Here is a 12,031-nt window from a genome sequence, read left to right as displayed (position 1 = left end):
GCTTGTCCTGTGCCGCGTCGCGCGGTTTCCACGCGTTTGAACGGACTTGCCGGTGGTGATGCTACGCCTTCTGACAGAATTCCTCTTCCGTGTCGCGGCCGGCGCGGCCGTCGTCGCGCTCGGCCTGTCGCTCGCCACGCCCGTCCTGGCGGTCTCCGCCTCGGCGGCCCCGCTGCTCGCCTTCTCCGCGCGCATCGCCGGTGACGACGCCCGCACCCGCCTCGTCATCGATTTCGACCGCAAGCCGGACTTCAAGGTCCACTATGTTGCCAATCCCTATCGCGTGCTGATCGACCTGCCGGAGACCGCCTTCGGCCTCAAGGCGGAAGAGCTGGAGGCGCGCGGCATCTTCTCCGACATCCGCTACGGCACCATGGCCGCAGGGCGCTCGCGCATCGTGCTCACCGCATCGCGCCCCGTCGGCGTCGTGCTGGCCGAGGTGCAGGAAGAGCAGGGGGCGGCGAGCTACCGGCTGGTCATCGACACGGCGATCGTCACCGACCAGGCCTTCCAGGGCCTCATGGAAAAGCAGAGCTGGCAGGAAGCCGCCGTATCGGCGGGCGCCGGCGAGGCCTCTGTCATGCTGCCCGGCAGCCGGGCGGACGGCCCCTTCGTCATCGCGGTCGACGCCGGCCACGGCGGCATCGACAACGGCGCGCTCGGCGGCGTCACCAGGACGCAGGAGAAGCACGTCACGCTCGCCTTCGCCCGCCAGTTGACAGAAGCGTTGAACAAGCTGCCCGGCACGCGCGCCGTCCTCACGCGCGAGAAGGACGAGTTCCTCTCCCTCTCGCAGCGCGTGCAGCTTGCCCGCCATGAGGGGGCGAACCTGCTCATCTCCATCCACGCCGACACGCTGAAGCAGAAGGACATCCGCGGCGCGACGGTCTACACCATCTCCGACAAGGCGTCCGACAGCCTCGCCGCCAGCCTCGCCGAGCGCGAGAACCTGTCCGACCAGGTCGCCGGCATCTCCTTCGTCGACGAGCCCGCCGAGGTCGTCGATATCCTGCTCGACCTGACGCGCCGCGAGACGCAGGCCTTCTCGATCAATCTCGCCCAGAGCGTCGTCCGCAATTTCAAGGACCAGGTCCTGCTGATCAACAACCCGCACCGTCATGCCGGTTTCCGCGTATTGACGGCGCCGGACGTGCCCTCGATCCTGCTCGAACTCGGCTTCCTGTCGAACAAGGAGGACGAGCAATTGCTGATCGACCCGGCTTGGCAGAAGAAGGTGGCGGGCCTCGTCGCCAGGGCCGTGGAACAGTACCGCTCGACGGTCGTGGCCAACGGCGGCTGAGGTTTTACCGGCGGGCCGGCGGGGAACGTGATAGGGTCCGCTGTGCCGGAAAAGTGACAGCGCTCGCCATTGTGCGGTGGCGAAGCCGGGATGCATGCTGTAAGCCCTATTTTCCTCACATTCCGCTCGCTAGACGGGATCGGGAAAACGGGACGACTCGTCCCCGACGGGAGAGCGCAACGGCCGCACGAGCCGGGGCGTGCAAGGCCGGGCAGCGGGTCTGCCTGATGACATGACAAGCATAAGGCACCGGTAACTGGCTCATGATCAGACTGATTGGATATTTCTTCGGGATTGGCGCCGTCTTCTTCCTCGCGGTGGCGGGGGCGGTCGCGCTCTATCTCGGAAGTGTCACCAAGGATCTTCCCGATTATGAGGTCTTGAACAGCTATGCGCCGCCGGTCACGACGCGCGTGCATGCCGGCAACGGCGCGCTGATGGCCGAATATGCCCGCGAGCGCCGCCTCTACCTGCCGATCCAGGCGATTCCCGACCGTGTGAAGGCCGCCTTCCTCTCGGCGGAAGACAAGAACTTCTACCAGCATCCCGGCGTCGACGTGACCGGCCTCTTCCGCGCCATCGTCACCAACCTGCAGAACATGGGCTCCGGCCGCCGTCCGGTGGGCGCGTCGACCATCACCCAGCAGGTCGCCAAGAACTTCCTGCTGTCCTCCGACCAGACCATCGACCGCAAGGTCAAGGAAGCGATCCTCTCGTTCCGCATCGAGCAGGCCTATTCCAAGGACCGCATCCTCGAACTCTATCTCAACGAGATCTTCTTCGGCCTGAATTCCTACGGCATCGCCGGCGCGGCGCTGACCTATTTCGACAAGTCCGTCACCGAGCTGACGATCGCCGAGACGGCCTATCTCGCCGCGCTTCCGAAGGGCCCGTCGAACTACCATCCCTTCCGCCGCACCGAGGCCGCCATCGAGCGCCGCAACTGGGTCATCGACCGCATGGTCGAGAACGGTTACGTCACCCAGAGCGACGGCGCGGAGGCGAAGGCCCAGCCGCTCGGCGTGACGCCGCGCCACCGCGGCTCCTACCTCTTCGCCTCGGAATTCTTCTCCGAGGAGGTCCGCCGCCAGATCATCGAGCGCTACGGCGACAACGCGCTCTACGAGGGCGGCCTTTCCGTGCGCACCTCGCTCGATCCGCGCATCCAGGTCGCCGCGCGCAAGGCCCTGCAGCATGGCCTCATCAACTATGACGAACGCCGCGGCTTCCACGGACCGATCAAGACCATCGAGATCGGCGGCGACTGGGGCGTGGAACTCGCCAAGGTCGACACGCTCTCCGACGTGCCGGAATGGAAGCTCGCCGTCGTGCTGGCCGTCGACGACGGCGGCGCGGACATCGGCCTTCAGCCGAGCAAGGAAGCGTCCGGCAAGGTGGTCGAGGAACGCGTGACGGGCCGCATCGACGCGAAGGCCATGACCTGGGCCTATCGTTCGGCCAAGGGCGACCGCAAGACGGCGAAATCGCCGGCCGGCGTCTTCTCCGCCGGCGACGTCGTCTATGTCGAGCCTGCGGAGGACGGCACGTACCGGCTGCGCCAGCCGCCGAAGGTGCAGGGCGGCCTCGTGGCCATGGACCCGCATACCGGCCGCGTGCTCGCCATGGTCGGCGGCTTCTCCTACAGCCAGTCGCAATTCAACCGCGCCTCGCAGGCCATGCGCCAGCCCGGCTCCTCCTTCAAGCCCTTCGTCTACGCCGCCGCGCTCGACAACGGCTATACGCCAGCCTCCGTCATCATGGACGCGCCGATCGAGATCGTCGCCGGCGGCCAGGTCTGGCGCCCGCAGAACTATGGCGGCGGCGCTGCCGGCCCTTCGACGCTGCGCCTCGGCATCGAGCGCTCGCGCAACCTGATGACCGTGCGCCTCGCCAACGACATGGGCATGAACCTCGTCGCCGAATATGCCGAGCGCTTCGGCATCTACGACAAGATGTATCCGGTGCTGGCCATGTCGCTCGGCTCGGGCGAGACGACCGTGCTGCGCATGGTCTCGGCCTATTCGGTGCTCGCCAACGGCGGCAAGCAGATCAAGCCCTCGCTGATCGACCGCATCCAGGACCGCTACGGCAAGACGATCTTCCGCCACGAGGAGCGCACCTGCGAGGACTGCAACGCCAACGACTGGGAGAACCAGGAGGAGCCGACGCTGGTCGACAATCGCGAGCAGGTGCTCGACCCGATGACGGCCTACCAGATCACCTCGATGATGGAAGGCGTCGTCACGCGCGGCACCGCCGCCGGCAAGATCAAGCTCGACCGCCCGACCGCCGGCAAGACCGGCACGACCAACGATGAGAAGGACGCCTGGTTCGTCGGCTATACGCCGGATCTCGTCGCCGGCCTCTATATCGGCTTCGACAACCCGGCTCCGCTCGGCCGCGGCGGCACCGGCGGCTCGCTCGCCGCGCCGATCTTCAACGAGTTCATGCAGGCGGCCCTCGAAGGCACGCGCCCGACGAAGTTCATCGTGCCGGAAGGCATGAAGTTCATCGCCGTCAACCGCAAGACCGGCATGGAGGCCTTCGAGGGCGAGCCGGACACGATCATGGAAGCCTTCAAGCCCGGCACCGGCCCGGCCTCCGTCTTCTCCGTCATCGGCGGCGAGGACTATGCCAGCCCGGAAGAGATCCTGAAGAGCTCGCCGCAGGCCAACCAGGCCGTCACGGGCGGCAGCGGCGGCCTGTTCTGATCACGGGATGATGGAGTTCGAGGGCGGGCGCGGGGCTTTACATCCGCACCCGCCCTCTCTATTTCACGGCCACCGGAATTGCACCGAAGAAGAAGGCGGACATGCGCGCGGAAATCGAAAACGTCGTCGACGAAATCAAGCAGGCCATAAGCCTGCTGAGGAGGCATCTTTGACTGGGATCAGGCGCTGAGACGACTGGACTGGTTGAACAACAAGGCAGAGGATCCGAGCCTGTGGGACGATGCCCAGGAGGCCCAGAAGCTGATGCGCGAGCGCCAGCAGCTGGACGAGGGCATCAATGCCGTAAAAGCCATCGAGCAGCAGCTCAAGGACAATATCGACCTCATCGAACTGGGTGAGGAAGAGGGCGACGCCTCGATCGTCAAGGAAGCCGAGGACGCCCTGAAGGTGGTCCGCACCGAGGCCGCGCGCAAGCAGGTCGAGGCGATGCTGTCCGGCGAAGCGGACACCAACGACACCTATCTCGAAGTGCATTCCGGCGCCGGCGGCACGGAAAGCCAGGACTGGGCCAACATGCTCCTGCGCATGTACACCCGCTGGGCGGAGCGTTCGGGCTACAAGGTGGAGCTTCTGGAAGTCCATGACGGCGAAGAGGCCGGCATCAAGTCCGCGACGATGCTCGTCAAGGGCCACAACGCCTATGGCTGGCTGAAGACCGAATCTGGCGTGCACCGCCTGGTCCGCATCTCGCCCTATGACAGCAATGCGCGCCGCCACACTTCGTTCTCGTCGATCTGGGTCTATCCGGTCGTCGACGAATCGATCAACATCGAGGTTAGCGAAAGCGACTGCCGCATCGACACCTACCGCTCGTCGGGCGCCGGCGGCCAGCACGTCAATACGACCGACTCGGCCGTGCGCATCACGCATATCCCGACCGGCATCGTGGTCGCCTGCCAGCAGGAGCGTTCGCAGCACAAGAACCGTGCCAAGGCCTGGGACATGCTGCGCGCGCGCATCTACGAGGCCGAATTGAAGAAGCGCGAGGAAGCCGCCAACGCCGAGGCCGCCTCCAAGACGGATATCGGCTGGGGCCATCAGATCCGCTCCTACGTCCTCCAGCCCTACCAGCTGGTCAAGGACTTGCGCACCGGCGTCGAAAGCACCGCGCCCTCGGACGTGCTCGACGGCGAACTCAACGAGTTCATGGAGGCCGCGCTCGCCCACCGCGTCAACGGCGGGGCGGATGCGGTCGTGGACGACCTGAACTGAAATCTTCGATAAAAGACATCGTGACGGGCGCTTCGGCGCCCGTTCTCAGTTCGTCGCACGCTCGACCTTGATCTCGCCGAGATCGTCGATCAGCACCGTCCAGCTCTCGGGCTCCATCGCCTTGGGGTCGGTTTTCAGGTAGACTGTCGCGAAAAGCCCCGGCTGGGTGGTGATGCCCGTGGAGTTTTCCGGCCGGATGTCTGTGACATAGGGTTTTATCGCCGAAAACTCCTCCAGCACCGTCGAGGAGGCGATCTTCGGGCCGTCAGGGGTCGCCTCGATCTGCTGGAGATGGATCTCGGCCGTGCCGTCCGGCTGGCGCACCGCGATCAGCTTGTAATAGCCGCGGCGCAGCGCGGCGGGCTCCGCCGTTTCGGTGGTCTCCGGCTTGGCGGTCGCCGCATCGTCCTCTTCCGCCTCGACCGGCTCTTCCCAGAAGCCGGTGCTGACGACGAAGGTGATGGTTTCCGCGACCGGCGATTCCTGCGCGAGGGCAGGCGGGCCGGCAAGGAAAAGCAGGGCGAGGGCGGTGGCGAGTGCATGCCGCGTCATGGCGAAACTCCTGTCCCTGGTCCGGGTAGCCCCGTGTCAGTAATCGAATTGTTCGGCAAGAATCCGGTCGGACCAGGAATGATCCGGATCCGAAAGGATGCGCGCCGAAAGCCCGGCCGATTCGGCGATGCGCACCGAGGTCACCGACTTGACCTCGGTATTGTCGGCGACCGCGTTGACCGGCCGCTTCTCCGCTTCCAGCACCGCGATCTCGACCGTCACTTTGTTGGGCAGCAGTGCTCCCCGCCAGCGCCGCGGGCGGAAGGCGCTGACCGGCGTCAGCGCCAGCAGCGGCGCCTCCAGCGGCAGGATCGGCCCGTGGGCGGAAAGGTTGTAGGCGGTCGAGCCGGCGGGCGTGGCCAGAAGCAGCCCGTCGCAGACCAGCTCCTCCAGCCGCACCCGGCCGTCGATGCTGACCTTGAGCTTCGCCGCCTGGTAGGACTGGCGGAAGAGATAGACCTCGTTGATGGCAAGCGCCCGGCGCTCCTGGCCGCTGGCATCGCCGGTGATCATCTCCAGCGGCCGGAAGGCGTTTTCCACCGCGTTCTCGATACGGTCCGGCAGGTCCTTCGGGTCGTAGCGGTTCATCAGGAAGCCGATGGAGCCGCGGTTCATGCCATAGACGCGCTTGCCGGAATTCATCGTGGTGTGCAGGGTCTGCAGCATGAAGCCGTCGCCGCCGAGCGCGACGATGACGTCGGCCTCCTCCGGATCGGCATTGCCGTAGATCGAAACCAGCTCGTTGCGCGCTTCCTGCGCTTCGCTCGCCTGCGAGGCGACGAAGGAGATGGAATTGAGGTTACGCGCCATGCCGCCGATCCGCATCCTTTAAGCAAGCCCCGGCGCATCCTGCATCAAGGCCGGTCTTTGTCGCATGCCTTTACGGCATGCGCATCTGAAAAATATGACAGGACGCCGTGAGGGCGGCGGCGCTCAGGCCTTCGCCGATCCCGCCCGCTCTTCCAGTATCTTCAGCACGGCCTGCCCGTTGGCGGCGGCCTCCATCGGATTGCCGAACGGCCCCTTCACCGGATAGGTGACGCCGCGGAAGGTGAGCGCGTAGAAATACTTTCCGTCCAGCCGCTTTTCGACCACCACTTTCGAAACCGGTCCCTTGTCCTGCGCCACGTTCGTTCCTCCATCATGGGTCTTGCGAGGGGCCGGTGTCGGCCGGCGCCGCGAGACGGGAATGCGGGCGCCCGTAGCGCCCGTCGACGAGACGCCTATAGGCCAGTCGGCCCGCAACGGCAATCGACGACGGCGGCCGACATGGAAAAGCGGGCAGCGCAGGCGCTGCCGCCAGGGATACGCCCGTGCGGGGAGCGGGCAGGGTTCGAAGCGCTGTTTTCCGGCGTCTATGCCGCTGCGACATAGGTGCGGGGGCGAAGGCTCTTGTAGCTCTTGGAATAGGTCTTGGTCCAGAAGTACTTGAACCACTTGATCATCGCGACTTTCGACGGGAACCAGAACTCGCCGTAATTGGGATCCATGAACAGCGCGTCGGATCCGTCGTACCACGCGCAGACGGCATGCCCGCCGCCGGCGCCCGAATCCGTCTTCTTCAGGCTGATCATCTTGTAGCCGTTGACCGACGTGATCAGCGCCGCCGCCTGGTCGGCGGTGCTGGCCGTCAACGGCATGTAGACGTTCGGGATCTGCATGCCCGCAATCGACTTGTTCCGTAGCTGGACGCCGAACTTCAGCATGAAGGAATCGAAATAAGCGAGCTGCTGGCCCGAGGACATATGGTGCTCGACGACGATATTGGTGGCAGCGCCGGTGTTCAGCCCGCCCTCGTTGAAGAGATAATCCCAGACGGACCGCCCCTTGGTGAACGGGTTGCCGCCCTTCTTGTCCTGCATGGCATGGAACACCACCCAGAACGCGCACATGGTCATGCAGACGCCGCCCATGGGCTGGCCGTTCCGCAGGACCATCTTGTACATCTTGCCCTGGCTGGGATCGTCCGTCTCGATGACCTTGAAGGCCTGGGCCTGGCTGAAATCGTAGGTCCTGAACCCTCCTACGGTCTTGGCGAAAGCATCAAGCGCGTCACTGGTCGGACTCTTGCCCATGATCAATTCCCCCGTCGCCGTTCAACTCCCAAGGATCGGAGCGCGTGAATTTGCGCGCGGATGGTCTCACACCCTTTTTTGCAGCACAACGAGAACCATCGGCCGCAAGCAGAAAATCGGCACCGAGGAGCCGGCCGACGGCCGGGATCGCGCATGGACGCGAGGCGGCGGATCGAGGAGAGCCACAGAATGAAGGGGAACCGGCGGGATGGGTTGGCGGACAGCGTCGCGCAAATAAAAATGGTGCCCCCACCAGGCATTGAAGTGCCGTAGCGCGGGAAAACTCATTCTAACTTTACGTCGCGAACCGCCTGAATCTCCAGGTTGGTTCTTGTTTCATTCTCAAATTGTGAGTAACTTATTGTCGCAATGCGTCGTCAGCGCAAAGGTGGACCGAAAGGGGGGCTGGTTTGGCACGTTCGCTCAACAAGCTTTCTGCTCTCTCGGTGAAGGGCGCGCGCCCCGGTAAATACTCGGACGGTGGTGGCCTCTGGCTGCATAAGGCTGAGGCTGGCTCAGGAAAGTGGGTTTTCCGCTTCACGATTTACGGCCGGCGCCGGGAGATGGGCCTGGGCTCCATCAACGACGTATCCTTAAAGGATGCTCGGGAGGCGGCCGAGAGGTGGCGCGGCATCGCGGCCAAGGGGCTCGATCCGATTAAGGAACGCGAGCGCGAGCGTCGGGAAGCTGAAAAGCGCCTCCACCTTCTGCGGGAGGTTGCCGAGGACGCCTACGAAAGCCGCAAGGCCGAATTGAAGGGTGATGGTAAGGCTGGGCGATGGTTCAGCCCCCTGGAGCTACATATCCTTCCCAAGCTCGGAAAGACCCCTGTCGCCGAAATCGACCAGACCAGCATTCGCGATGTGATAGCGCCTATCTGGCACACAAAGGCCGAGACAGCGCGAAAGGCCATGAACCGGCTTGCCATCTGTATGCGCCACGCCGCCGCCCTGGGGCTGGAAGTTGACCTTCAGGCAACGGACAAGGCGAGGGCGCTCCTCGGGCAACAGCGCCACAAGGCCGGGAACATTCCAGCTTTACCGTGGGCTGAGGTGCCGGCTTTCTATGTGTCGCTCTCCGAACCTACCATTTCAGGCGCGTCCATTTCAGGGATTCGAAATCCGAGCTTTGCCTTCAAATGGTCGACATTCTGCTTGGGGCGACATCTCACCGGATCAATGGCCATCACCTGCGGGAAGGCTCATCCGCTACAAAGAATGGCTTCGCGCAATATATCCTGGACCGCGCCGGCATCGCTGATGCCACGAAAGACACCAGTAAAGCTGGGTCGTTCACAATCTGGCATCGGCGCCTGAGGTAGGGCGTCCCGGCGAACTAGACTGAAAGCCACCGTCTTGAACGGGCCCACAACACATGGCAGCGGATTCGCTCGCCGGGAGGGCTCCATTGTACTGGATGGTATTGGATCGCACAACATAGCACTCGGTTGCGCGACCCTCCACCCTTCCTACAACTGCCGTCGACTCTTCCTTACCGGCGGGCCTTTTCGTAGGTGCCGAAGGCATTCCCCCGGTCACTCGTCCCAAGCCTGGATCATCGTTTGCCGCGCGATTTTGCCGCCGGCTATGTCGATCATTGCGGCGCAGAATACATGCGTCCCATCCGGATAGGCGCATGTCTCGGTAAGGGAAATACGGCTCCCCTCTGAGACCAAGGCCTCTACCTTGTGCTGCATCTCTCTGCCGCAAACATCATTCCAGAATTCTGCGATTTGAACCTTTCCAGCCAACTCTCGCGGATTGCTGGGAGGATTGTGCTTGTCGATTATTCGCAGCACAGCATCGTCGGCATAGAAATCCGCCAATGCATGCCCGTCCCGTCCCTCGATGGCCTTCTGTATGGCCATGCCATCTACAGCCTCGCTCGGTTGCATTGTTGCCTCCTCCGGCTAAAGAAAACGCACTTAGATGCAGACTGAATTTTAGCACATACTACAAAAACTCGAAAGCCGAACTGCGGTCCCGATGTAGCCCTCTTACCGGCGGGCTGTATTGTGCGCTCAGATGAGCAGCGCACATAGTCTTGATCTCATCAGGGGTGGAACATGAGCGATTTCTTTAAATGGCGACCGGAAACGGGCTTGGAGCCGTGGTTCGAAATAGACCCCCATCATCCCCGGCGCCTGGTTCCGGTTGCTTCCGCGGGCCGCCGTGCGCTTTGGATCCTCATGGCAGGGATGGCCTCTGCTATCCCCCTTGTGCTGCTGTTGGCCCTTCTTGACCCTCATTACCTTGTCGTGCTCGTCGCCATCCTATTGGTCGAGCTCGGTTTTCCGATATGGTTTCTCTGGACGATACGGGGGCGGGTCAGGGAGATGACATAGGGGGGCGCCCCCGATAAGCGCGGGCGCCCGCTTGCTAACTCGGTGCTACCGGTCGCCACCACTTTCGTCGGCCAGTAAATCGAGGAATGTCGTCCCATCGCGACCGTTTACAGGCGTATCGAGCGACGCGGTTTTAAAGTGGTCGAACTCGCGATTATAGGCAGCCAGATATTTTCGCGCCTCCTGGCCGATGTTCTCGATGAATAGTTTGCCCTCGAGAACGGCTAGGCACATGGAGGAAACGATTTCGTCTCTCGCGAACCCTGGAAGCGCCCTTGGCACCGCTTTGTCGATCAAGGTGAAAATCTGGTCTGGCGATCGATTGATCTCCCGCTTTGCTTTTTTTGCCATCGCACTCCGATGCTTCCGAGCGCGCTCCTTGTCGAGGTTGCGATGATATTTCTCGCGTGCTTTCGCTCTGGTTGTTTCGACATCGGCCCAATAAATCTCGCGCATCTTCGCGCGAAAGGGCTCGGGATTTTCCCTCCAACGTTCCCTGATACGCACGCGCACCTTTGCTTCTCGGGCCTTGTGCCTGGCAAGCAGTAGGGGATTCGTTTTCATTCTGCGATACCAGCCCCTGAGACGAATACGCTGACGGTCGGACTCCGCCATTGCGATCCATTCACAGACCGGCACGCCAAATCGATTGATGTTGTCGGCGGCGTCCTCTCGACCTCGCGCGTGCCTGAAGGCTTGAAGCCAGCATTCTCGATGAGGGGTCTTACGATATGGGCAGGAGTCTTCTTCCAGGTTTTTGTGCTGCGCTGTTGCATGCCCCAGGCGGTGCGCTTTCTCAACGCTGTCGAGCGAACGCTTTTGCCCTGGGCTTGGGGCGTCGCCGGTTCGCTCACGAATGATCGACAGTAGATTAGCCATCGCTATCTCCTCGCAATTAACTGACTGCGGAAATTGTGGTCGCGTCGGCGCCGAGAGGCAGCAATATGGAGTTGCTCCGCCTCAAATTAGCGGGCGGCGCTCATCGTCTACGCAATCAACAGAGGGCGATGCATGGACCCGCGGCGTATGCCGCAGTGGGTAGCTAACATTCCTTCTGGGCGAGGCGAGGTCACGGATGTGGCGATGCTGCGGATTTTGCTTGGAATAAAGGTGGCGTCTGGTCGCGGCGACGTTCGCCATCAGGGCTCGGCATTTTCCCAACTCGCAGTTTTGGGAGTAGCACCCCGGCGCGGGTTATGGTGCGTTATTCGCAAGGGAGAGCGCCAATGATCAAAAGCACCCACTTCGCCGTCCAACTCAGCCGTAGCGTTTGGCTCGTGACCTTCGTGAGCGAGATAGGGATTACGGAAACTAGGCGAATGACCAGCGTCGAGTTCGTCGCAATGATCGAGGGGGAGGCGCGCCTGGGTGGTGATGGCGCCGAGCGCGAGCTATAGAAGGCCCTACGCTAGTCAGCAGAAGGCTGTCCACGACGCCAAGCGGGGCGTATGGAGGGGGTGGTTTGTCTTGCCCTGCGGATGCTCGGGCAAGTCGGGCAAAGCACAAGAGCCGATGCTGATGGTGAACTAGGGCGCGAGATAAACGGCTGCTGTCGTCGCGAGGGCGAATGCGAACAGCGCTGCTGCAGCGACTAGGGCGCCGAACTGACCGTGTGACAAGCGGTCGAGCCACACCTTACGACGGATATCCTCGGCGAGCACTTTCAGCTTTTCGTGGGGATTCCCCCACTTGACGCGCCGGAATTTGTAGACGTTGTTGACCATGGCGAGGCGACGACGGATCCGGCTATAGGCAGGTCTCACAGAGCGGGTTGTCGGGGTCGGAGGCTTGCCAGCGGAACATCGGGCGTTGGCAA

General features: G+C 63.0%; 12 protein-coding genes and 1 pseudogene. 6 read left to right on the top strand and 7 right to left on the bottom strand.

What is annotated here, in order from left to right; all coding sequences use genetic code 11:
- Positions 1 to 58: 58 nt before the first annotated feature.
- The 3 genes from AB3G45_RS17680 (at position 59) to prfB (ending at position 5,244) form a co-directional block, all read left to right on the top strand.
- Positions 59 to 1,300 carry an N-acetylmuramoyl-L-alanine amidase gene (locus AB3G45_RS17680; RefSeq protein WP_367833614.1) on the top strand — a complete coding sequence of 414 codons (1,242 nt, stop codon included), beginning with the start codon at positions 59 to 61 and terminating at the stop codon, positions 1,298 to 1,300.
- 263 nt (positions 1,301 to 1,563) lie between these two features.
- A complete protein-coding gene (locus AB3G45_RS17675) occupies positions 1,564 to 4,011 on the top strand; it encodes a penicillin-binding protein 1A (RefSeq protein ID WP_367831780.1) in 2,448 nt (815 codons plus the stop codon).
- A 101-nt stretch (positions 4,012 to 4,112) separates the two neighbouring features.
- Positions 4,113 to 5,244, top strand: a protein-coding gene (prfB, locus tag AB3G45_RS17670; RefSeq protein ID WP_367831779.1) for a peptide chain release factor 2 whose coding sequence is annotated in 2 segments (ribosomal slippage) — positions 4,113 to 4,181 and positions 4,183 to 5,244 — 1,131 coding nt in all. Because the reading frame shifts where the segments join, the coding sequence is not laid out codon by codon here.
- 45 nt (positions 5,245 to 5,289) lie between these two features.
- On the opposite strand, the gene AB3G45_RS17665 is transcribed toward prfB, so the two are convergent.
- From AB3G45_RS17665 to AB3G45_RS17650, 4 genes are all read right to left on the bottom strand, one after another.
- Complete coding sequence (locus AB3G45_RS17665; protein ID WP_367831778.1) at positions 5,290 to 5,796, bottom strand: hypothetical protein; 507 nt, start codon at positions 5,794 to 5,796, stop codon at positions 5,290 to 5,292.
- A 36-nt stretch (positions 5,797 to 5,832) separates the two neighbouring features.
- A complete protein-coding gene (locus AB3G45_RS17660; protein ID WP_367831777.1) occupies positions 5,833 to 6,606 on the bottom strand; it encodes an NAD kinase in 774 nt (257 codons plus the stop codon).
- 123 nt (positions 6,607 to 6,729) lie between these two features.
- Positions 6,730 to 6,924, bottom strand: a complete 195-nt coding sequence (locus tag AB3G45_RS17655; protein ID WP_367831776.1) for a hypothetical protein — start codon at positions 6,922 to 6,924, stop codon at positions 6,730 to 6,732.
- A gap of 227 nt (positions 6,925 to 7,151) precedes the next feature.
- On the bottom strand, positions 7,152 to 7,871 hold the full coding sequence (locus tag AB3G45_RS17650; RefSeq protein ID WP_367831775.1) for a YopT-type cysteine protease domain-containing protein: 720 nt from the start codon (positions 7,869 to 7,871) through the stop codon (positions 7,152 to 7,154).
- A gap of 410 nt (positions 7,872 to 8,281) precedes the next feature.
- Between AB3G45_RS17650 and AB3G45_RS17645 the strand changes: the two are divergent.
- Positions 8,282 to 8,992: pseudogene (locus tag AB3G45_RS17645) on the top strand (tyrosine-type recombinase/integrase); the annotation flags it as partial.
- Between the two features lie 413 nt (positions 8,993 to 9,405).
- On the opposite strand, the gene AB3G45_RS17640 reads toward AB3G45_RS17645, so the two are convergent.
- Positions 9,406 to 9,765: a nuclear transport factor 2 family protein gene (locus tag AB3G45_RS17640; protein WP_367831774.1), complete on the bottom strand. Its 360-nt coding sequence runs from the start codon at positions 9,763 to 9,765 to the stop codon at positions 9,406 to 9,408.
- 171 nt (positions 9,766 to 9,936) lie between these two features.
- Here AB3G45_RS17640 and AB3G45_RS17635 point away from each other — a divergent pair, with 171 nt between their 5' ends.
- Positions 9,937 to 10,215, top strand: coding sequence for a hypothetical protein (locus AB3G45_RS17635; RefSeq protein WP_367831773.1), 279 nt, complete (start codon positions 9,937 to 9,939; stop codon positions 10,213 to 10,215).
- 45 nt (positions 10,216 to 10,260) lie between these two features.
- Here AB3G45_RS17635 and AB3G45_RS17630 read toward each other — a convergent pair whose 3' ends face one another.
- Positions 10,261 to 11,094, bottom strand: a complete 834-nt coding sequence (locus AB3G45_RS17630) for a hypothetical protein (protein WP_367831772.1) — start codon at positions 11,092 to 11,094, stop codon at positions 10,261 to 10,263.
- A gap of 347 nt (positions 11,095 to 11,441) precedes the next feature.
- On the opposite strand from AB3G45_RS17630, the gene AB3G45_RS17625 reads away from it, so the two are divergent.
- Positions 11,442 to 11,612 (top strand): hypothetical protein, encoded by a 171-nt coding sequence (locus AB3G45_RS17625; RefSeq protein ID WP_367831771.1) that lies wholly within the window; start codon positions 11,442 to 11,444, stop codon positions 11,610 to 11,612.
- 129 nt (positions 11,613 to 11,741) lie between these two features.
- Here the strand turns inward: AB3G45_RS17625 and AB3G45_RS17620 are convergent, their stop codons facing one another.
- Complete coding sequence (locus AB3G45_RS17620) at positions 11,742 to 11,939, bottom strand: hypothetical protein (RefSeq protein ID WP_367831770.1); 198 nt, start codon at positions 11,937 to 11,939, stop codon at positions 11,742 to 11,744.
- Positions 11,940 to 12,031: the final 92 nt, after the last annotated feature.

Source organism: Shinella sp. S4-D37 (assembly GCF_040812195.1).
GTDB lineage: Bacteria > Pseudomonadota > Alphaproteobacteria > Rhizobiales > Rhizobiaceae > Shinella.
Note: the sequence above shows the minus strand (reverse complement) of the source record. Positions and strands in the feature narration are given on the sequence as shown.